This window comes from Candidatus Bodocaedibacter vickermanii, assembly GCF_014896945.1.
GTDB classification, from domain to species: domain Bacteria; phylum Pseudomonadota; class Alphaproteobacteria; order UBA6184; family UBA6184; genus Bodonicaedibacter; species Bodonicaedibacter vickermanii.
In genome coordinates, this window is sequence record NZ_CP054719.1 from 1 (window position 1) to 21,947 (window position 21,947).

The window sequence follows — 21,947 nt, forward strand, 5'->3', positions numbered from 1 at the left end:
ATGGGGGATGAAATACAGGATATTCTGTGGACGCATGTGTGTGACCAATTCCGTGAGGAAGAGGGCGAAGCTGTATTCAAAAATTGGATTGCTCCATTAATTGTTGATTCAATTGACGGGGGCGTGTTGCGAGTTTTGGCGCCCACAGCATTCATGCGTGATTGGGTTGATTCTCATTATCGTGATGCGTTGATGCGGTTGGTACGAAAAGAAAATGCGTCTGTGATTACATTGGACATAGTGATTGGACCACCCCATCGATTTGATGCAAAACTGCAAACTGAAAAGATGATGAGAGCGTTATCTAAAAACACAAAGACAGAAGACACAGAAGATGCTTTAAGCTTGGGATTAGATCCCAGATTTACATTTGAAAACTTTGTCGTGGGTAAGACTAACGAATTAGCATACGCTGCTGCATTACGAGTTAGCGAATCAAAAGAAGTTCCCTTTAATCCATTGTTTTTATATGGAGGGGTTGGACTAGGTAAAACTCATTTAATGCATGCGATTGCATGGCATATTAAAGAGCATCATCCTGAACGTGAAGTTATTTATCTGTCTGCAGAAAAGTTCATGTATCAGTTTATTCGTGCATTGCGCCATAAAGATACAATGTCTTTTAAAGAGAGATTTCGTTCTGTTGACGTTCTGATGATTGACGACGTTCAGTTTATTAGCGGTAAAGACTCAACCCAAGAAGAGTTCTTTCATACTTTTAACGCACTGATTGACCAAAAGAAGCAAATTATTTTATCTGCGGACAAATCGCCATCAGACCTTTCTGGGATTGAAGAACGCATGCGGTCTAGACTAGGTTGGGGGTTGGTTGCTGATATTCATCCGACCACATACGAATTACGTTTGGGAATTCTGCAGGCTAAAGCTGAAAAAATAAGCACAATTGTTCCTAAAGATGTATTAGACTTTTTGGCGCATAAAATTGGGTCAAATATTCGAGAATTGGAAGGCGCGTTGAATCGCGTTGTTGCACATGCGACACTGGTGGGTCGTAATATTAATATTGAAATGACCACGGAAGTATTGAGAGATTTGATTCGATCGAATGATCGACGCGTGTCAATTGAAGATATTCAAAAGAAAGTTTCAGAGCATTTTGACATTAAAGTAGCAGATCTGTTATCCTCTAAAAGAAGCATTGATATTGCAAGACCACGACAGATTGCGATGTACTTATCAAAGATGCTAACCACAAGCTCTTTACCAGAGATTGGACGTAAGTTTGGTGGAAAAGATCATACGACAGTGATGCATGCCGTCAAAAAGATTGAGGCGATGAGCAAGGAAGATATAGCATTTGCTGAAGATGTAGATATATTAAAACGGGTATTGCAGGTATAAAATGAAAATTACGTTAGATAAAAACATTTTTCTAAATGCGTTGAATCAAGCCGGAGGCATTGTTGAACGCAAACATACGATGCCCATTTTGGCGCATATTCTTGTTCAGGTTAAAGATCACAGCGTGATGATGAGCTCTACTGACTTGGATATAAGCTTAGTTGAGACATTTCCAGTTACAGTTGAAGAGGGCGGTAAGGTAGCGTTGCCAGCTCATTTATTAAATGAAATTGTGCGCAAGTTACCCGATCAACCTGTATATTTAACACGGTCTAATGGACAGGTTGTTTTGGAATGTGGTGCATCTAAATTTAATATTTCCTGTTTAAACGGAGATGATTTCCCGGTCATTGGCAATGGAGATTCTTATGCATTTAAATTCACAATCAAAGCTTGGGAATTGCGGTATTTAATCGATAAAACCAAATTCGCAATGTCGATGGAAGAAACCCGTTATAATCTAAATGGCATTTGTTTGCATGTTACGGAATCAAAAGGTGATGTTGTTTTGAGAGCTGCGGCTACGGATTCTCATCGATTGGCGTGTGCCCAGGTTCAAGTTCCTGAAGGTGCCGAATCAATGCCAAGCATTATTTTATCGCGCAAGACGGTTCTTGAACTGTCTAAATTTCTTGAAAAACATGAAGGCGATATTCAGGTTGCACTATCAGGATTTCAGGCGTGTTTTAAAGCGGGTGATTCGTTTATGTCCAGCCGCTTAATCGATGGAACATTCCCAGACTATGAACGCTTAATTCCCTATGATAACCAAAAAATGGTTGTTGCGGATAAAAAGCAATTTTTAGAAGCCGTAGAGCGTGTTTCATTAATTTCGTTTGATAAAATGCGTCCGATTAAATTAAACATTCACGATAATCGTATTGATATTTCAGCGCCAAGTTCTGAATTTGGTTCTGCGAAAGAATCGGTGGATGCGCAATATTCTGCGGAGCCCTTGGATATAGGATTCAATGGACGTTATTTGATGGATCTTTCGCACATTAGTTCAGAAGGACAGGTTGAAATTCGTTTGCAAGATTCAGCGACGGCTGCATTGATTACAGATGTGGGCGATGATGCATCGTTGACGATTTTAATGCCGATGAGGGTTTAGTCGTTACGAATGCAAACGATAGGAGTTGAACGGTTACGCCTAAGTCATTTTCGTTCGTATGGATATTTAGATCTTAATTTACATTCTAAGCATATCGTTTTATCTGGACTGAATGGTGCGGGTAAAACGAATCTATTAGAGGCTATTTCATTCTTATCACCTGGTCGTGGACTTCGAAAATCTAAAATCATCGATGTCATGCAGTTTGGACAGGTATCACCTTGGGCTGTGAATGCTCATATATTTGATGGTGAAGATATCGTATCTATTGCAACGGGGCAAGACCCATCGAATGTTTCACGACGTATTGTTAAAGTTCAAGGTGATGCGATACAAACTCATTTAGAGTTGGGGCATTTTCTGAGTGTGAATTGGGTAACACCAGCCATGGATCGATTGTTTTTAGAACCCAGTAGCATTCGTCGAAAATTCTTTGATCGACTGGTGTATGGATTTGATCCATTACATGCTGAACGATTGTCTAAATACAAACATGCAATGATGGAACGCAATCGTTTGTTAAAAGAGCGTTCATCGAATAAACATTGGTTGGATGCTTTAGAGATAACGATGGCGCAAGAATCCATTGCGATTGCAAGTCGTAGAGTGGAAGCCTTACAGTTGCTACAAGAGGCACACCCATTTTCAGATGATGCTCATTTTCCAGCCGCTAGATTAGAGTTCACTGAGGGGATAGAGCTTGGCTTAAATGAAAGCTCCTTGGTGGATCAAGAGGAAACGCTATTAAGGCAATTGGCAGATAATCGATCGTTAGATGCCTTAATAGGTGGGGCGCAGGTTGGGGCGCATAAAATGGACTTTACAGCGTTTCATACATTGAAAAATCTAAATGCTGCTGTGTGTTCAACGGGTGAGCAAAAGATATTATTGATGTGGATAATTTTAGCGTTTGTGAAGTTGCAAACACTAAGAAACCCAGGAGTTAATATATTGCTGTTAGACGAAGTGGCGGCTCATTTAGATTCTGAACGCAGGCATATATTGTTCGAAAAAATAAATAGTTTAAATGTTCAAGCATGGTATTCGGGAACAGACCACAGCTTATTTTCTGGGTTAGCACACTATTCAACACAGTCGTATCATTTGGATCAGACTGGAATACGAGTCTTAATTTAAGACTCCCCCCTGCCAAATAAATAGGGGGGAGGTCTCTGTATGTTATTATGAACCAGCAGCGATCGCAGGTAATTTAGCCTTCAAAGCAGTAATTCTATCTCTATATTTTTCGCGCGTTTCATAGCGTTCCATATGCTCTACGCATTCTCTAGATGTGTCTAAAGACCCCATTCTTTCGGCAGTTTCAGCGGCAAAAATTATTGATCCCTGATAAAATCCCCCCGTAACAGGTTGATAAATAACCCATTGTATCAGACGTGTTGCAGCGTCTTTATGGGGCCAAAAATTTCCAGCATTAAATAATATTTCTGTAGCCATGATAACGTCATCAGGGATAAAAGGTATAAGGATATCTGTCTTCTTATTAATTTTTCCTATTAAATCTATAATCGACTGCGATAGCATAGCTAAGCCTTTATTAATATCTCCGGCTTTGTGGAATCCGAGTCCTAGTTTAAATAAGTAAATAGCTTTTTCTCGTGCATCAAGGGAATTATTGTTTACTGTCTCCATTATTTGAGTATAGATGTTTATCGCGTCGTTCTTAGCTGTGTGGATTTCTGAAAGCAAACTGGCAGCTGTCAGACGGTCTTGAATATCAACTGTTGCATTAGTTGCAATAGCACGCGCAGGAAAAAGAATTGCAACTTTAGCATTTAGCTCTAAAAGTTTATGAAGGTTCTTTAATCTGTCATCGACAGATCTAGAGGTATCATTTGCTAAATCGCAATGAACTTTAACCAAAACGTCTGAAGAGGCACCGGCTTGTATTAATAGTTCTACTGCCTTTATCTTATCGGCTGGTTTTGTACGTGGGTGTGTTGCAATACGTTCAAATATTTCTTTAAAAAACGCTAATGCGTTGGGACCAAAGCTTGTTAAGATTAGATCAATGGTTGCCTTAGTCTTCGCGAAGGATTCGTCTAAATGATGTTCAAAATTAGCGAATATACTAGCTAATTCAGCATATATTTTTTCTAGTGTATTGGGGCCAAAACGTCTTAATGTTAAATGATCAATGCGTTCGTTAGCCCTCAAGAAAGATTTGTCTAAATCACGTTCATGGTTAGAGAAAGTCTTAGCTACTTCATCAAGCGCTTTTTCGTGTTGGGTTTTTCCTGTGTGAGTATCGGCAGAAGATGGATATCGAAAAGCATAAAAAAGATCACCAATGGTTGTCGTAGTCACTCTGTCGGAGCTGTCTAAACTACGTTGAAGCTGAGTGAGAATATGGGTTAAGTCATCAAGTATTTCTTGTGTGGCTCTTTCTTGTTCTGCTTGAATATCGGGAAGGGATGGATATCGCAAAGAAACGTAACAATCAGAGTTTTCTTCAGATGGGAGACGGTCTACTTTGTCTTTTTTAAATTCTAAAACGGTGTTAACAAATGTAGCGCTAGGTTCAATCATAAACATTTTAGCTAAATCTATGGTCGCACTTAATAGATGACCCAAACTATCAGGCGTGATATTGGTTCGGTGCACTAGCTCCAAATATAGCCTTAAGCGCACGTCGGGTCTAAACGTTAAATTGAAATGTGTTACAACGTTTCTATAGTGTCTCCAACGTAAAGTGTCATCAATAAGACTAGGTAACACAGATGAATTTGATTCATGACTTGAATCTAGTGTTTCTTCTAGCCGTTCTGGAGATCTAATGGAGTGTAATACTCGGAATAAGAGTGAGCTATTACGATTGAACATTGGCGTACGCATTAGGTTCATAATTTTGCTTATTTGATCAAATACACCCTCATCTTTTTCGTCAGATCTCCATGAAATATAAGGATATAGTGCGGGATCGAAAAGAAGTTCAGCCGCATCGGAAACGTTAAAGTCTTCATTAAATCTAACAAGCTGTCTAAAAGCGTCAATTTTATCTTGAGTTTCTGTTGAAACGGAAGTTTGTGTGCTGCGTACCTTAAAGGGTTTTATGGCGGCTGCATCATAGGTTGCTGTAGCCGTAGCGCTAACAACCCGTTCAAAAGTGCAAATGCTATCTTGAGGTTCTGCTGAAATGGAAGTTTGTGTACTTGCGTTATAGAAGTCTATAGCGGCGGCACCATAGGTTGTTGTAGTTGTTAATAGTGTAGTTGTTAAGAGTAGTTTTGATAAACAGCGCATAAAAATCTCCTTTAAAACTTTTCCTTATATATATAGGGGAGTCATACAGAAAGTCAAGTATTTGGACGTAGTTTTCATGGGATAAAAATCCTGAAACGGCTTTCATCTTCTATGGTTTTTGGGTATACTTCACTTACAAGAAGGAAGGTTGGTATGGATTCTCACAGTTCTCACGGGTTAAGTCCTTGGCATGGTACGACTATTTTATCCATTCGTCGCGGCAGTGAAGTCATTGTTGCGGGAGATGGTCAAGTTACCATGGGGCAATCAATTATATTAAAAAGTAACGCAAATAAGGTTCGCCGTTTAGCTGAAGGTCGAGTCATTGTCGGTTTTGCGGGTGCAACCGCAGATGCAATGACACTGTTCGAACGGTTGGAAGGAAAAATAGAACAATATCCAGCGCAACTTAAACGTGCATGTGTAGAGCTTGCCAAAGATTGGCGAACAGACAAATACTTGCGCAGGTTAGAAGCCTTAATGGCCGTTGTTGATAAAGAGGCTTCGTTAATACTCACTGGGACTGGCGACGTCTTAGAACCGGAAGATGGTATTATAGGAATTGGATCTGGTGGTGCCTATGCATTGTGTGCAGCACGAGCGTTGTATGCAAAATGTCCAGAAATGCCATTGGATGAAATGGCACATCAAGCGATGACAATTGCTGCTGATATATGTGCATTTACCAGTCATAAATTTGTGTTTGAAAGTTTATAGGATGAAATCATTTACCCCAAAAGAAATCGTATCCGAATTAGATCGATATATCATCGGTCAAGATCAAGCGAAGCGAGCCGTCGCGATTGCATTGCGAAATCGTTGGCGTCGTCAGCAGTTGGACGAAGTCATGCGCGAAGAAGTTAGCCCTAAAAACATTTTAATGATAGGGCCCACAGGCGTTGGAAAAACAGAAATTGCGCGCAGATTAGCCAAGATTGATAATGCACCCTTTGTAAAAGTAGAAGCCACCAAGTTTACCGAGGTTGGTTATGTTGGTAGAGATGTTGAGCAAATCATTCGCGATTTAGTGGAAGCCGCTATTAATATAGTGCAAGAAGAATCCCGTAACGATGTAAAAGTTCAAGCTGAAGGTGCAGCAGAGGAAAAAATAGTTGATGCATTGGTTGGAAAAGATGCATCGGAAGAAACCCGAAATACCTTTCGTGCGCGCTTACAATCTGGACAATTGAACGATAAAACCATTGATATTGAAGTGCCTGATACTGGAGGAGGTAATCCATTCTCTTCATTTGATGTTCCTGGTGGACAAATGCAAATGGGCATGATCGATATGTCAGATATGATCAATAAAGCAATTGGGGGAGAGCGTACCAAAACTCGTAAAATGAATGTTTTAGCAGCCAAAAAACTATTGATCCAAATAGAATCTGATAGGTTGTTGGATAAAGAAGTTATAATTGAAACTGCTATTCGAGAAACCGAACAAAATGGTATCGTGTTTTTGGATGAAGTGGATAAAATTTGTAGCCGCAGTCAACGTGATGGTAGCGTTAGTAGAGAAGGCGTACAACGGGATTTGTTACCGTTATTAGAAGGAACGACTGTCACTACAAAGCATGGTCCCGTTAAGACAGATCACATATTGTTTATTGCATCGGGGGCGTTTCATGTTTCAAAGCCTTCGGATTTATTACCTGAATTGCAAGGGCGGTTGCCTATTCGTGTAGAATTAGAACCTTTAAAAGAAGAAGACTTTGTTCGAATTTTAAACGAACCAGAAAACAGCCTTCTTAAACAATATAAAGCATTGATTGAAACAGAAGGCGTTGGGGTTAATTTTACTGAGGAAGGTGTGAAGCATCTTGCTAGATTAGCGTTTAATTTGAATCAAAGCGTTGAAAATATTGGAGCAAGACGATTGCATACGGTAATGGAAAAGTTGTTTGAAGAGATTAGTTTTAATGCATCGGAAAACTCAGGCAAGTCATATGCTATTGATCAAGACTATGTTGAAGAGATGGTAGGCAAACTATCTCAAAATATTGATGTATCAAAGTTTATTTTATAATAAGAAGTAATAAAAGGTAGTAATGTTGATCTCTACATCTATAGCAGTGCGACAGGATCTGAATCCATTAAGCGAATTAGCTTTTTTGTTTGCGGATAAAATTAAGTGCGTTGACACAATTTTGCAAGAAAATGCGTACAGCGAAGTGTCAGTATTGCCGCTGATCAGTTCCCATATTATTGAATCGGGGGGGAAGCGTATTCGCCCCCTGTTGACGTTGGCAGCAGCACAACTTTGTGGGGAAATAGATGAACGGGCAGTAACAATGGCAGCTTGTGTAGAGTTTTTACATACAGCGACACTGTTGCATGATGACGTTGTTGATGAAAGTCTTTTAAGACGGGGGAAACCCACGGCGCATACTCTTTGGGGAAACCAAATGAGCGTACTGACAGGTGACTTTTTATTTGCAAAGCTGTTTCAATTGTTAGTTCAAGAGGGCTCTTTAGATATCTTAAATTTATTTGTTCAAACGACTCAGAAAATTATCGAAGGAGAGGTCCTGCAAATTAGTGCAAAGGCAACTACGTTTGTAAGCCGTGAAGATTACTTTGGAATTATCCAATCTAAAACTGCTGTGTTATTCGAATCAGCTTTAGAATTAGGGGGGCTTGTTGCAAAGGGTACGGTTGATCAAATCGCAGGATTAAAATCTTATGCACATAATTTAGGCATGTCGTTCCAGCTTATTGATGATGTATTGGACTATACCGCTGATGAAGCTGGGTTAGGAAAACCCATCGGAAATGATTTTTTTGAAGGTCAAGTTACGCTGCCCTTGATTGTTTTATTAGAAAGAATGGCAGGCGTATCCAGAAGCTTGGAAAGGCTTCAAGAGACAATCGTGAAAATAAATCGTGATCAAGCAGACTTGAACTGGGTTCAAATATTATTGTCCGAATATGCTGTAATTCCCACCATTAAAACTTTGGCAGAAGAATATGCTGCCAAAGCGAGGGATGCGTTAGACGTATTTTCGGACAGTCGATTAAAAGATGTCTTAATGCAGTTGACGCATTTTGTAATTAATCGTTGCAATTAGATCTCATATCGATCTGAATTATTTTGCTGCCTGGTAATTCCAGAGTAAACGTTATACTATTTACTAATAAAACTATAAAGGTGAAACGATGAAAATAAAGTTATTAATGACAACTGCAGCCTTATTGTTGGCTTCAGAGGTATCGGCAGCATGCTGGAATGGATTTTATGTGCGTACAGATGCAGCAGTGATGGGGTCTGGAAAAAGTCATAAAAAAAATGATGCAGTTACTGACGCAACCGAAGGATCGGGTTCGCGTTCTTTATACCTAGGTATTGCTGGAGGCTGGGGTAAAGTATTCGGTGGTAGTTTCTATGGTGGAATTGATGCAACATTGCTTGGAATGTCTGGCGCAATGTCAACAGGCGATAAAAACGATTTTAGTTTTTTATATGATCCAAAAGCAACCATCCGTTTAGGTTTTGCCCGGTGTAACATGATGGTTTACGCGGGTGGTGGTATGGGGGCACTATATGCCTTTACAGATACCGCAAAGCTAAAAGGGGCTCATGCTGATTTTCCAAAAAACAAGGAAGGTAAAAATGAGTTGTTATGGACTTGGCATGGTCGTGTTGGTGTCGATTTCAAAATTAAAGGCAATTGGATGGCCGGCGTGTTTTATGAATACCAACGTTCTTTAGCGCATAAAAATGAAGGGGATACTTCTGAGGCAAAATTAGAAGATGTTTCAATGATTAGCGATCGCTTGGCGTTTGTATTTGGATTCCAAATGTAAATCCATTCGTGTCTTCTTTTCTAAAGGGCTTCCGTGTGTGGGAGCCTTTTTTTATAGCGGCAAGTGCGCAAAAATTTGGGAGCTTGCTCCCGATGAATAGCGGCAAAGAAATTTCATAAACGCCTCTAATTCTGACACAGTGCTGAGAGAGTATTTTTATACTTTACGGAAAATGTTCTTAAAGATAAAAAATCTACAGTTCGTCAATCTTTTGTTAACATTTGTGAAGTATTGTAAGTTTAGAGCGCTCATACATTATTATTTTAGCCCACCGTTTCGTGAAGAAATGACGGATTGCTTCGTCTATTTAGTCTCGATTTAGGGTGTGGGTTTTGTCCCCCCACCCGAAGGTCACTGAGGGTGACTAGGGCGGGGGGTGATAAAAAAATCGCGTTAACGAAATATTAACCTTTATTAACACGGGTGCAACGAGCGCGTGTTTTCTTATAATCCGTGTTTGTGCGATTCGGATATAGCCTATTGGGTGCAGCGTCACGCTGCTCGGATCTAATCTAATGGGTGCACCTCAGGTTGCCAGCATTATGATCCCTGGACTCAATGGGTAATACGGTGTGTGAAAATTGTAATCCGTGTTTGTGCGATTCGGTTATAGCCTATTGGGTGCAGTGTCACGCTGCTCGGATCTAACTTAACGGATGCAACGGCACGTTGCCTATTGGGTGCAGCATCATGCTGCCAATATCACGCTTGTATTGAACCTATACAGTGTCGAAATAAGGAGTTTTAGCGCTGTGTTTTTTAAATGAATGTTATGAAACAACATAGCCTACTGGATTTAAACAATGCGCTGTGTATTAAAAAAACCTCCTGATGGTTACTTCAGGAGGTTTTTTTTGTTTAGGCTAATAATTAGCCGCGTTTTTTGCTGCCAAAAGGTTTTGAGAAAAACTTCTTTATGCCGCCTTTAACGCTATCTTGGATAGACGAAGGTTTGCCAGATTTGAAATCACCAGACGCTGATTTGAAACGAGGCTTATCAAAGCTTCTATTGCCTGGTGCATCAGCGTTATCGCGAGGGAAACGAGGCTTATCAAAGCTTCTGTTGCCTGATGCATCAGCGTTATCACGAGGGAAACGAGGCTTATCAAAGCTTTTGTTACCAGATGCGTCTGCATTATCACGAGGGAAGCGAGGCTTATCAAAGCTTCTACCACCCGCAGCATCAGCGTTATCGCGAGGAAAACGAGGCTTGCCAAAGCGTTTTTTTCCATCGAATCCACCGTCGCCTTTAGGAGCTCCAAATGCGCCGCGTGAACCACCGCTTGCAGAGCGTGGTTTTCCACCAAATGGACCATTACCGCTACGACGACGTTCTTGATGACGTGGGAATTGATCATCGCTTGATCCACTAGACGCGCCTTTTTCACCTGGGTTCATTAAGCGATGAATCGCATTCCATTTACCAGTTTCATTTGGGGCAACAAAGCACAAAGCAAAGCCTTCAGCACCAGCACGACCCGTACGACCAATGCGGTGAATGTAATCTTCTGGGCATTGTGGTAAGTCATAGTTGATCACGTGTTGAATGTGAGGCACATCTAATCCACGTGCGGCAACATCGGTTGCAACCATAATGCGGCTTTTACGATTACGGAAAGCCTGAATTACTTTTGTACGATGGTTTTGCTTTAGATCGCCATGGATGGCATCAACACTGTGGTTTTCATCGCGCAATTGACTTGCAAGTTGTTCTGCGCCCATTTTCGTTTTTACGAAAATAATAACAGAACCTTCGCGTTGGTCTAATTCTTTTAACAATAAAGGTAATTTATTGCCTTGAGACGTGCGTACCATGTCTTGTTTAATTTTTGCAACGGCTTGGTTTTCAACTCCAACGGCAATGCGTTGTGGGTCGTTCAAGTAGTTGCTAGCGAGTTTCATCATGTTGCCTGGCATAGTTGCCGAGAACATCATAGTTTGACGCTTTTTAGGTAAGCAATCAACGATCGCCTCTAGTTGATCCGCAAACCCCATGTCCAACATACGGTCTGTTTCATCTAATACTAGGTAGCGTGTCGTATTTAGTTTTACACTGCCGCGTTGCAAGTGATCGTTTAAGCGACCAGGTGTTGCAACAACGATGCGTGGGCGACGTTTCAATTGCGCAAATTGACGAGCCATAGGTTCTCCACCGATAAGTACGGCAGTAAAAATCGAAGATCCGCGACCTAATACGTCTAAAATGCTGTCTTTAACTTGCACGGCTAATTCGCGAGTTGGAACTAGAACTAATGCTGTTGAGTCATCGTTTGATGACAACAAGCCTTGCAAAATCGGAAGTAAATAAGCAATCGTTTTACCTGTCCCAGTTTGGGCAGATGCTAAAATATCCTTACCTTCTAAAAGTAAAGGGATAGATTGTTTTTGAATGGGTGTAGCTGTAGTGATGTTAAGTTTTTGTAGTGCAGCTACTAAGTGTGCACTAACGCCTAATGTATCAAAGGGTGTTTGTGCTAGGGTAGGGTTTTGTGTATCATTCACTGTGTATTTTCTCCATTAAAGACATAAAAACACGTAGTTTGAAAAAACAACGTGTTTCTATATCTGATTAAAGTATAAAAAAGGGGAGGTTATGCAAGCTGAATGTTTACAGCAGAAACCTTACCTTTATCGGTTGCTAGTTCATAAGCAACGTTTTGGCCTTCATTTAATGAACGCAAGCCAGCGCGCTCTAAAGCTGTGATGTGTACGAAAACATCTTTTTCACCATTTTCTGGTTGAATGAATCCGTAGCCTTTAGTTGCGTTGAACCATTTTACAGTACCTTTAGCCATTGTAGTCTCCTAGTTTTATTCAGGTTAATATATTCGAGTCCTTAATCGTTCTGCCACCTAAGTGGCTTTCGTCTTTAGTCAAACACCTGAAGTCTAAATTTTTCTAGGCCCGCTACAACGTCACAACTAGTGTCGTGGTGATGTGTTTACAAAAGAGTCACTTGATTATCTCATCAAGTTTCATTGTAGGGATATATTTTTGAAAGTCAAGCAGGTAATTAAAATATATGAAAGCTAAGGATACTCTTTAAAGATTAAGAAAGTATTAATGTATTTCAGGGATGATCATAGTATCACAAAATTAAGAAAATCATTGTGCAATACTTACAAGATGGCTGATGTTTTCAGAATGTTGTGGAATCTGATGCTGAATAATAACAGTAAAGGAATAAGAACATGCAAACAATCGTTCGTAAGGTATTATGTGGAATAATTTTTTTAACAGCTCTAACCAATCTTTTTGCCGCTGATTTTCAAAAGGAGTTAGCGGAACCAGCAGACCCAAGATTTGCGGTGGAAAAATTTACAGAATATCATCCAAGACTTCCGGGTCTTTTGTCTATTTCATTATTGAATGCAACGGGACATAGCTTAAGCAATTATCGCATTATTGCGATGGTAAGGAAAAATATTCATGAGCCCTTTGTTCCCGGTAACGTCACTGAATCTGTATGGAGGTTTGTTGCCGAAAGTGATGAAGTTGTACTTCCCTTGCTTAACTTAGCCTTTACGCTAGTGATCTATCGAGGTGGCTTTGATGACATTAAGCCAGATCGCGATGTCATTGATAGTGATACGAGTGAGCACGTGTTTATGTTAGACGGGGAAGAACTTGATGTAGATGTTAGATCTTTGCGATTAACAGCTCGTTAAGGGTCCAATAGTAGTCGTCGTATAACAGTATACAGCAGAGGATTCTTTAGCTCATAAGCACGTCCTAAATCTAGGGCAGATGTAAACGAATTCTAGTTGGGTTTTCCAGGCAAAATCATGCCTGAGCAACACTTTATAGTGGCAAATAATTGAGTTGAAATATTTATATTTTGCTCTATCCTTAGGCTAAGGAGCCTACCGTAATTAAGATTGGAGAACGCGATGAGATTAAATAAGCTGTTTTTATTGAGTGTGTATACAGTTAGTCTATGTATTGGTTGGGGGGCTCCAATTATAGGGGCTGAGATAGATGAACCCCTGCTCAAAAAGCACCGCGCAGACGGTAGTGCTGCTGTTGTTGTTATTGGAGTAGCTCCTCATAGTCCAGAATCTGATCGCTCAACCTCCCCATACATTTCTGAATATGAGGGGAAATATGTTCATTCGGATCACAAAGGAATTGTAACGATTAGCCAGCCTAAGTATCCCAAATATACTGGGGTGCAAAATTTGCGTTTGAATCCAAAAATCATCAGTGAGTTAAGAATTGATAGCGGTAATGGCATGCCGTATCATTTGGTTGATTTCAATAATCTAGAAGGACCATTTGAGGGAGCACCCAGAATTGAAATAATAGTTGATTCAAGTAATCCTTTCACTATTATCGATCCTAAAGAGTCTGAAAAAAAGCCGTACTCTTCTGTTGGACGACTGGAAATGTTTTTCCCGAGAGGAGATAAAGAATCTGGTTCAAGTTATTATGGAAGTGGCGCTGCGTTAGATAAAAACCTTGTCATTACCGCCGCGCATAATTTCTTACCACCACAATTTAACAACCATCCAAATACAGGACGTATCAGAGCTGAAGAAGTTAGATTCCATCATATGCTAACGACAGCGACAGTATCAGATCAACACGCCGTTCGATCAGCAAGAGTATCGACACATTGCTTTATTCATCCAGAATGGGAGAAGAGCTTTAACTCAGATTACGATGTGGCGCTTGTTTTCTTGTCTGAAAGTTTAAAGTTAAATCAAACACAAATCGATGAATTATTGAAACTTAAAATATTAAATGGAAAAGAAGAGACGCTTCGAATCGTAGGACATCCGAACGGAACGATTCATATGAGTGAGTCTATGGGTAGGGCCCGGTGGGAACAAACCGTTGATTCACAGAACATAGTGTATCACTTAGCGAACACTTTGCCTGGAAGTAGTGGTAGCCCAATTATCTCTGAAGATCTGCATGTGATTGGAACCCATACTATGGGAGCATGTGAAGAGACAAAAGGGGCGAATAGCGGAGTTAGAATGCGATTAGAACTGTTGCCATTTATTGATAATAGCATTAGACGCCATCAAGAGTTTTTAGACAATATGGATAAGGTTGAAGAGCTTCAACAAAAAGAAAGAGAACGTCAAGAACAAGCGCTGATTGAAAAAGGGATCCTGGCAGGAAAGATTGAAATTGCTCGAGGTATGTTAATAGATAAAATGTCTATAGCAACAATTGAAAAGTATACAGGCTTAACAGAAGCTGAGATTAGGGCGATAAAGTAGCTTCTTTTGTGGGGCTGGACATAGGGTTGTGGAAATTCAAACTGAGGATATAATTCTATCCTCAGTTTGATCAAAGTGTTCAGTCGTTGCGATTAACAGCTCGTTAAACATTAATGCGGGATATCCAACGATCTTTGTAATGCCTTAATACATACAAAACGGGGACGCCAGTGATCGCAATTAATACCCGTGGCCAAAAGCTACCCAGAATGTATGTAAAGACTAGTGTAGACCAGCTAACGGGGGTTGTTGTCAATAATTTCCAGGCCAAGATGCTAAATATAGCCGTGTCTAAAAACGCACTGATAGCCGCGGCAACGATACTGCGCAGCCACAAAGCTTTGTCTTTCGTTAATTTTTTAAAGAAGACGTAGATTGCAATATCGCTGCGCTCGCTGATGAAGTATGAAACAATGCTGGATAAATATAAGATTGGCATAGGGGTGAATAATTGCACCATGGCGTTGTGCCCATCGGTCAAATTGCAGTGTTCTAGCACATCTGTCGATACGGCTGGAATAGAAATTTGCAGCATCATCAGCACGCTAAAAAACGCAAACCCGATGAATCCCAACATCACAGATTTTTTTGCGGATTCAGCAGAATAGAATTCTGTTAAAATATCAGTAGCTAAAAACGTAGATGCAAATACGACTGTGCCTAAGGCCACGGGGTCTTGGCTCCAAAAAAACTGACCAAATTTCATAACTTGCAGATTAGAAAGTATTACTGCGACGACGATATAAACGTATACTCCTGATTTTCCATACCGAAACGTGCAGATAAAAAGGAAAATCCAACTAAGCAATAATTGAGCAATTGAAAAGAATTCTGTTTGATAATGAGATATTAAATCTAGCATGGGATAATAAAACCCGCCCTATGAACTAGAGCGGGAATCTTTTATTTCTGATCGACAGCAATAGCTACGCGTTTTTTAAAACGCAAAGTTTTTTTGTCTAAGTCGGTATTTGATGCACCCATCAAAAAGGCGTCTAAACCACCTTTGTGTTCAATAGTGCGAAGACCTTTTGTAGTTAGGCGTAAACTAATGCTTTCACCTAATGCATCACTTAATAGAGTTGCTTTCTGCAAATTCGGCAAAAAGCGACGCTTTGTTTTGTTGTTTGCGTGACTTACGTTATTTCCAACGAGAACGCCTTTTCCGGTTACTGAGCAACGTCTAGCCATTTCTTTATCCTTACTCGAATTTTGATTGGTGCCCCCAGGGAGACTTGAACTCCCACGTCCCAAAGGACAACAGATTTTGAGTCTGCCGCGTCTACCATTCCACCACAGGGGCAAAAACACACTGATGATCTTTTACCCTGAATTGAAAACTTCGTCAAGGGGTTTTAAGCAATCTTTTAACTTATTTTTAAAAGTTAACGATTATTACTATTAAATCATCAATAGGATAATAACAATGAAATATTTTATGCTAATGCTTTTGTTTGCTGCTGTTTCTAGCGTTTCGGCAATGTCAGACCCATTTCAATATCGTGATACGTTACATGGACAGGCAACCCAAATAATAAAATTTAATAAAAATAATAAACCTCATTCTAAATTTTTTGGTCGAGAAAAAATGATGATAAAAAAGGGGATATCTGGGGGTAAGAAGCGCTCTAAAGAGGGTTAGGTCTTACGGAGATTAGAAAAAAAAGTTTGTAACTGTTTATTGAATTCTGTCTCATAAAACCCACCAAAAATTTCGATGCGATTTAAGTTATGTAAAAGACGAGGGCCGTGTTCGACGCCGCCACCTTTTGGATCATAAGCGCCAAAATACAAACGTCTGATTTGAGATAGTTTTATTGCATGAGCGCACATGGGGCAGGGTTCTAAAGACACGTATAAGTCACAATCTGAAAGATGCTTACCAAGCTTGGAAAAACCTTCTTTTAACACAAGCATTTCTGCATGTAGAGTGGGGTCGTTGTGAGTTTCAACCGTGTTATGCCCCATGGCTATAATTGTGTTATCGTGAACTAAAATCGCAGATATGGGCACTTCGTTACGCAATGCAGCCTGTTCGGCAAGGCGTATTAATGTTTCCCAATAATGTGTAGAACTTTCCATGGTCTTGATTATAGTCTAACTGAATTAAAATTTAAATCTTCATTCTGTTCATAGTTTGTTAAGAAATAGCTGATAGGTTGAAAGTGGTAGGACTTTAGTAAACTCAGATCCCACTTGAGTGTGGGTGCATCTGATACGTAATGACGATTCTGAATATACAGTAGCGCAGCGCTGCGTGAACTATGTTCTAGTATGAACAGGGATGGTATCCCTGGGAAGACGTGTAACTTTTCAAAAACGATTTTTTTGAAAGATACCAATTGTATTACGTTGTGGTGGCGGGGGGAGGACACGCACTGAGAATTGATGATGGGAGGGCCCCATCGGGGGCGCGAGACCAGCAGTTAAGAAATTTCAATTTTTTCAAAAAATATCAGAAATCTATCGGAATTCGAAATCATTTCCAGTGGATGCAACGGCACGTTGCTTAGATCCGATGTGATCTGACACGGATTTAGAGTTTCTCAAAAGTCTCATTTTACCTGTGTTTGACCGTATGCTATCCTTAATATAATAAAGCGTGGGATGGTTATGTTCAAAACATGTGCGAGTGTATGTCTGTTTCTAATTGGATCAATTGAGACGGTGGGGGCAACTCCAAGCAGCGGATCAGATCGTTTATTAAAACGATTATGGCCTGGAGATAAACTAACCAGTTCATACGGTGGCGTATTGAATCCCCAAAAAGCAGCGGTGGATGAGTCTATGCCTGATTATTCAATTGTTCCGGAACTGCCTTCGTTGTCAGATAGGTGGCGTGGGACAATTCGATCTGTTCACTCCAAATCAGCAGCTAAATACGTAGCAATTACCTTGGATTACTGTGAGTTATGTACAAATGTTAATGGGTATCAAAGTCAAGTCATTAAGTATTTGCGGGACCAGAATGTTCCAGCAACATTGTTCATTTCAGGTAAATGGATGCGCAGTCATCCTGATATTGCCCAACAGTTAATAGTGGATCCGTTGTTTGAGATTGGAAATCACGCATGGTCTCATGCAAATTTTGGAATTGCGCCGGTCGATCTGATCGAACAACAAGTGCTAGCAACTCAGGCTCAGTATATCTTGTTACGAGATCAAATTGCGCAAACAGCATTATCTATCGGCATGGGGGACGAGATGAGTTTAATACCTCCTCAACCAGTATTATTTAGATTGCCTTATGGGCGATGTAATGACGTATCTTTACAGAGATTGCAGCATTTTGGGTTAAAAGTCATTCAGTGGAATCATGTTGGGTTAGAAGGGTATCCAGCAACTCAATCTGCGTGTGAGGCCTTTGTAGACAAACTACATTCTGGATCCATTGTTTTGCTGCATGGTAATCATGTACCCAAACATACACTCAGTTTTTTACAAAAAGTTATTCCGTTATTGCGCCAAAAAGGATTTACATGTGTGACAGTGTCAACGCTGCTTGAAACAGGAACTGCAGTGGTTATACAGGATGGATATTTTGTGAAACCAGCTGATAATTTAAGTTTAGATACTCAATTTGGATTCATGGGAACGGGGGTTAGAAAATAAGGAATAATCATTAAATGTTTGATTGAACAGATGCCCATAGTGTATATCATATATAATCTGATGTAACACGAGGTAAAACCCCATGAGCGATAAAGATTTTATTCACGAAGTGAACGAAGATGTTAGAACTGACAAGCTGCTTAAGCTGTGGCGTCAGTATTCCCGTTATTTTTATGCATTTGTTGTAAGCGTATTAGTTTTAGTCGGCGGTGCTAGCTTATTAAAGAATTATCGTTTAAACCAAAGCATGAGTATGGCAAATCAATACGAAGCAGCGTTGGAATTATTAGTAAATCGCAAATACGATGATGGGCTTAAAGCGTTAGAAGCAATTGAGCAAGACGTGACGTCTCGTACCGTTGGATATGCAGTGATGGCTAAATTGCAACGCGCATCATTCTTATTGGCGCAACAAAAAGAAAATGCAAAGCCATCTGAAGAGGCGTTAAAGATTTATTGGGAAATTTCTAGTAATAATGATTTTCCAACAGTGTACCGTAACATTGGTACGTATTTGTGTGCGTTCCATTCCTTGGGACAGAACTATGAATCTATTCCTCGGGATGAGATGTTAAAGCGTTTAGAAGCGATGACACAAAAAGATAATGCCAGCCGATTGATTGCTTTGGAGTTATTAGCGCACTATGAAAAGATTGATGGAAAGATTGATGAGGCACGCAAATCTTGCCAAGTTGTTATAAATGATACTAACAATCCAGAGACTGCCATCGTTGATCGTTGTCGTGCATTAATTGCAACATTGCCAGAAGTTGTAGCAGCCCCAGAAGCAAAGCCTGTTGAGCCTGCAGCACCGGCAGCTGAATCGGCATCTGTATCAGAGACAGAAGATAAAAAATAAACAAGCTGAGGAATAAGCAGCATGAACTATAAAAAATTATTAACGTTAATATCGCTTTCAACACTCGCATCGTCATGTTCTGACAAAGTGGTGTTAGAAGGCGAACGTAAGGAATTAATTTTACAGTCAAAGGCAATTACGACAGATGCGGCAGCTCAAGCTGAATCTGTTGCGCTATCAGCTCCAACGACTGTGGATAATTGGAAAATGCAAGGGTATAACACAACCCATACTGTTCCTCATTTGAAATTTAGTGGCAGTTTTACACATATTGCTACAGTTGATGGGGGACGTGGCAGTGGACATGGTAAAACAATGTTATACACACCCGTCATTCAAAATGATCGGTTGTATGTTGTTGATACCAATGGGCGTTTAAAATGTTTTGATACGTTAACACAGGCATTGCTGTGGGAAAAAGAATACGTTTCTGATAAGCAAGTGCAACGCACACTGTCAGTGACTGGCATTACGGTTAGCGGTGATATGGGCTATTTAAGCTTATCCACTGACCAAGCAATGGCTGTTCGTTTAGATAACGGTGATGTTGTGTGGCAGCAACAGCTATCGGATATTGCTAGAATTCTCCCAGTTGTACAAGATTCAACAGTGTTTTATACCAACATTGATAACATGTTAGAAGCTCGTGATACCAAAACAGGGCAACAAAAATGGGTGTATCAAAGCATTCAAGAAGAGGCCATGTTGTTGGGTGGTGCGAATGTAACTGTGACTGCAACTCAGGTGATTGCTCCGTTTGCATCCGGTGAAATTGCGGCATTAAGCCCCAGCGGTACGATGGTATGGAACGATCAAATTTCTAGCGCTGCACCTGGAAATATTATTAATAATATTCAACATGTGTATGCTCCGGTTGCCATGGATAAATATTTGATGTTTGCATCGTCTCATGCGGGCAGTTTGATTGCCTATAATACAAGTACTGGACGCAGAGTTTGGGAACAACCCATCTTGACGTTACAAGCACCAGCGTTGACGGATTCACACATGTTTGTTGTGGATAATCAACAACGTTTAATGTGTTTGAAAAAAGCTTCAGGGCAAGTAAAATGGATGAAGCAACTGAAAATCGCTGAAGACACGTTTAGCGTATCGGAGGCTCCTATTTATTGGTATGGTCCAGTGTTGTTGTCGAATCAACTTACGATGTTTGCAAGCAACGGAACCGTGTTAATGATGGATCCTAATACGGGTGACGTTAAACAAACGATCACATTGGATCACCAGATTGCAATGAGCCCCATAGTGGTCAAAGACAGGTGTTACGTCGTAACACCAAAGAATGATATTAAGGTGTATGAATAGAATATTATGATTAAAGTCGCATTTGTAGGGCGGCCTAACGTTGGAAAATCGTCGTTGTTCAATCGTTTAACACGAAAGAAAACGGCGATTATTCATGATCTGCCTGGGGTTACCCGGGACAGACGTTACGGTGACGCTGATTTATTTGATATAAAATTTCAAATTATTGATACCGCTGGTACTGAGTTACAACACAATAAAGCCACTGAATTGCAGCAGCTGATGGAGGTTCAAACCTTTAAAGCTGCGGATGAAGCGGATATTATTTTCTTTATTTTTGATGCTCGTGAAGGTGTCACGCCCATTGATGAAGATTTAGCAGCACGCTTACGATCTTATCAAAAGCCAGTAATTTTATTGGGAAATAAGGCCGAAGGTGTTCGGTTCCAACATGACTATACTTCCTTTAAATTAGGACTGGGTGACCCTGTCTATATTTCTGCTGTTCATGGTGAAGGGTTTATTGACCTGTTTGAAGCCATGCAGGAATGTATTGAAAAACATGGTCTGTCAATGGAAGGCGATGCAGAAACTGAAGTTGATCCCGATTCTAAGACTATAGAATTAGCTATTATTGGACGCCCAAATGTTGGAAAATCCACGATGGTGAATGCCTTGTTGAAAGAAGATCGCCAGTTAACAGGCCCCATGGCTGGATTAACACGAGACTCTATCCAGATTGATTGGCATTACAAAGATTACCATATCAAACTGGTGGATACGGCAGGTCAACGTCGTCGTGCAAATGTGGATAACCCCATTGAAAAGCTGGCAGTAACGGACGCATTGCGTTCAGTTCAATATTGTAACGTTGCAGCGTTAATATTGGATGCATCAGTACCTGTTGAAAAGCAAGACTTAACGATTGCAAGGCATGTGGTAGATGAGGGTAGGGCGTTAGTAATCGTCCTGAATAAATGGGACATTGCTGAAAATCCTAAAAAGATTTTGGCGGATGTGCAACATGAATTGCAGCATCACTTTGCTCAGGTTAAACAAGTGCCAGTGATCACAACATCTGCGCTTGAAAAGACTGGGCTTGCAAAGTTTATGGATGCTGTGTTGGAAGTCTATCGTTTGTGGAATGTGCGATTGACCACAGGACAACTGAACCAATGGTTGCGCCATGCCGTTGAAAGTCATACGCCGCCATTAGTGAACGGACGCAGGATAAAGTTGAAATATGCAACGCAGATTAAAACGCGTCCACCGACCTTTCATTTGTTTTCTAATTTACCCAAGGAAATTCCAGAGGATTATCGCCGATATTTAGTGAACTCATTGCGGGAATCGTTTAATTTGCCGTCTATACCGTTACGATTTGTATTTCGTGGGGGCGACAACAACCCGTATCATAACAAGGATTCAAAGTAAT

The 21,947-nt window shown here is 40.4% G+C and carries 20 protein-coding genes and 1 tRNA gene; 14 read left to right on the forward strand and 7 right to left on the reverse strand.

The window, feature by feature from the left end:
- Genes dnaA through recF form a run of 3 tightly spaced genes read left to right on the forward strand, consistent with a single transcriptional unit; the run spans position 1 to position 3,613 of the window.
- Positions 1-1,362 (forward strand): chromosomal replication initiator protein DnaA, encoded by a 1,362-nt coding sequence (gene dnaA / locus CPBP_RS00005; RefSeq protein WP_350332012.1) that lies wholly within the window; start codon positions 1-3, stop codon positions 1,360-1,362.
- Position 1,363: 1 nt separating this feature from the next.
- On the forward strand, positions 1,364-2,476 hold the full coding sequence (gene dnaN / locus CPBP_RS00010; RefSeq protein WP_350332013.1) for a DNA polymerase III subunit beta: 1,113 nt from the start codon (positions 1,364-1,366) through the stop codon (positions 2,474-2,476).
- Positions 2,477-2,485: 9 nt separating this feature from the next.
- Positions 2,486-3,613: a DNA replication/repair protein RecF gene (recF, locus tag CPBP_RS00015; RefSeq protein ID WP_350332014.1), complete on the forward strand. Its 1,128-nt coding sequence runs from the start codon at positions 2,486-2,488 to the stop codon at positions 3,611-3,613.
- Positions 3,614-3,658: 45 nt separating this feature from the next.
- Here recF and CPBP_RS00020 read toward each other — a convergent pair whose 3' ends face one another.
- Positions 3,659-5,737, reverse strand: a complete 2,079-nt coding sequence (locus CPBP_RS00020) for a hypothetical protein (protein WP_350332015.1) — start codon at positions 5,735-5,737, stop codon at positions 3,659-3,661.
- A 153-nt stretch (positions 5,738-5,890) separates the two neighbouring features.
- Here CPBP_RS00020 and hslV point away from each other — a divergent pair, with 153 nt between their 5' ends.
- The 4 genes from hslV (at position 5,891) to CPBP_RS00040 (ending at position 9,544) form a co-directional block, all read left to right on the forward strand.
- Entirely contained in the window at positions 5,891-6,454 is a 564-nt protein-coding gene (hslV, locus tag CPBP_RS00025) for an ATP-dependent protease subunit HslV (RefSeq protein WP_350332016.1), read from the forward strand.
- Between the two features lies 1 nt (position 6,455).
- The gene (hslU, locus tag CPBP_RS00030) at positions 6,456-7,766 is read left to right on the forward strand and encodes an ATP-dependent protease ATPase subunit HslU (RefSeq protein ID WP_350332017.1); all 1,311 of its coding nucleotides are present in this window, start codon (positions 6,456-6,458) and stop codon (positions 7,764-7,766) included.
- A gap of 22 nt (positions 7,767-7,788) precedes the next feature.
- Positions 7,789-8,808, forward strand: coding sequence for a polyprenyl synthetase family protein (locus CPBP_RS00035; protein WP_350332018.1), 1,020 nt, complete (start codon positions 7,789-7,791; stop codon positions 8,806-8,808).
- Positions 8,809-8,896: 88 nt separating this feature from the next.
- Complete coding sequence (locus CPBP_RS00040; protein WP_350332019.1) at positions 8,897-9,544, forward strand: hypothetical protein; 648 nt, start codon at positions 8,897-8,899, stop codon at positions 9,542-9,544.
- Between the two features lie 870 nt (positions 9,545-10,414).
- On the opposite strand, the gene CPBP_RS00045 is transcribed toward CPBP_RS00040, so the two are convergent.
- Both CPBP_RS00045 and CPBP_RS00050 read right to left on the reverse strand, forming a co-directional pair.
- A complete protein-coding gene (locus CPBP_RS00045) occupies positions 10,415-12,046 on the reverse strand; it encodes a DEAD/DEAH box helicase (RefSeq protein WP_350332020.1) in 1,632 nt (543 codons plus the stop codon).
- A gap of 89 nt (positions 12,047-12,135) precedes the next feature.
- A complete protein-coding gene (locus tag CPBP_RS00050; RefSeq protein WP_350332021.1) occupies positions 12,136-12,339 on the reverse strand; it encodes a cold-shock protein in 204 nt (67 codons plus the stop codon).
- A gap of 396 nt (positions 12,340-12,735) precedes the next feature.
- Between CPBP_RS00050 and CPBP_RS00055 the strand changes: the two genes are divergently transcribed.
- Together CPBP_RS00055 and CPBP_RS00060 are read left to right on the forward strand one after the other, a co-directional pair.
- Positions 12,736-13,212: a hypothetical protein gene (locus tag CPBP_RS00055; protein ID WP_350332022.1), complete on the forward strand. Its 477-nt coding sequence runs from the start codon at positions 12,736-12,738 to the stop codon at positions 13,210-13,212.
- 222 nt (positions 13,213-13,434) lie between these two features.
- Positions 13,435-14,775: a trypsin-like peptidase domain-containing protein gene (locus CPBP_RS00060; protein ID WP_350332023.1), complete on the forward strand. Its 1,341-nt coding sequence runs from the start codon at positions 13,435-13,437 to the stop codon at positions 14,773-14,775.
- Positions 14,776-14,878: 103 nt separating this feature from the next.
- Here CPBP_RS00060 and CPBP_RS00065 read toward each other — a convergent pair whose 3' ends face one another.
- From CPBP_RS00065 to CPBP_RS00075, 3 genes are all read right to left on the reverse strand, one after another.
- Positions 14,879-15,637: a queuosine precursor transporter gene (locus tag CPBP_RS00065; RefSeq protein WP_350332024.1), complete on the reverse strand. Its 759-nt coding sequence runs from the start codon at positions 15,635-15,637 to the stop codon at positions 14,879-14,881.
- A 41-nt stretch (positions 15,638-15,678) separates the two neighbouring features.
- On the reverse strand, positions 15,679-15,966 hold the full coding sequence (gene rpmB / locus CPBP_RS00070; RefSeq protein WP_350332025.1) for a 50S ribosomal protein L28: 288 nt from the start codon (positions 15,964-15,966) through the stop codon (positions 15,679-15,681).
- A gap of 26 nt (positions 15,967-15,992) precedes the next feature.
- A tRNA-Leu gene (locus CPBP_RS00075) sits at positions 15,993-16,078 on the reverse strand.
- A gap of 123 nt (positions 16,079-16,201) precedes the next feature.
- Here CPBP_RS00075 and CPBP_RS00080 point away from each other — a divergent pair.
- Positions 16,202-16,417 (forward strand): hypothetical protein, encoded by a 216-nt coding sequence (locus CPBP_RS00080; protein WP_350332026.1) that lies wholly within the window; start codon positions 16,202-16,204, stop codon positions 16,415-16,417.
- Here the strand turns inward: CPBP_RS00080 and CPBP_RS00085 are convergent.
- The gene (locus CPBP_RS00085; RefSeq protein WP_350332027.1) at positions 16,414-16,857 is read right to left on the reverse strand and encodes a nucleoside deaminase; all 444 of its coding nucleotides are present in this window, start codon (positions 16,855-16,857) and stop codon (positions 16,414-16,416) included. The two genes, CPBP_RS00080 and CPBP_RS00085, sit on opposite strands and share 4 nt — an antisense overlap.
- A gap of 531 nt (positions 16,858-17,388) precedes the next feature.
- Here CPBP_RS00085 and CPBP_RS00090 point away from each other — a divergent pair.
- The 4 genes from CPBP_RS00090 to der all read left to right on the forward strand — a co-directional run bounded on the left by CPBP_RS00090 (position 17,389) and on the right by der (position 21,946).
- The gene (locus tag CPBP_RS00090) at positions 17,389-18,387 is read left to right on the forward strand and encodes a polysaccharide deacetylase family protein (RefSeq protein ID WP_350332028.1); all 999 of its coding nucleotides are present in this window, start codon (positions 17,389-17,391) and stop codon (positions 18,385-18,387) included.
- 82 nt (positions 18,388-18,469) lie between these two features.
- Positions 18,470-19,246, forward strand: coding sequence for a tetratricopeptide repeat protein (locus CPBP_RS00095; RefSeq protein WP_350332029.1), 777 nt, complete (start codon positions 18,470-18,472; stop codon positions 19,244-19,246).
- A gap of 21 nt (positions 19,247-19,267) precedes the next feature.
- Entirely contained in the window at positions 19,268-20,572 is a 1,305-nt protein-coding gene (locus CPBP_RS00100; protein WP_350332030.1) for a PQQ-like beta-propeller repeat protein, read from the forward strand.
- 6 nt (positions 20,573-20,578) lie between these two features.
- The gene (gene der, locus CPBP_RS00105; protein WP_350332031.1) at positions 20,579-21,946 is read left to right on the forward strand and encodes a ribosome biogenesis GTPase Der; all 1,368 of its coding nucleotides are present in this window, start codon (positions 20,579-20,581) and stop codon (positions 21,944-21,946) included.
- Position 21,947 lies beyond the last annotated feature (1 nt).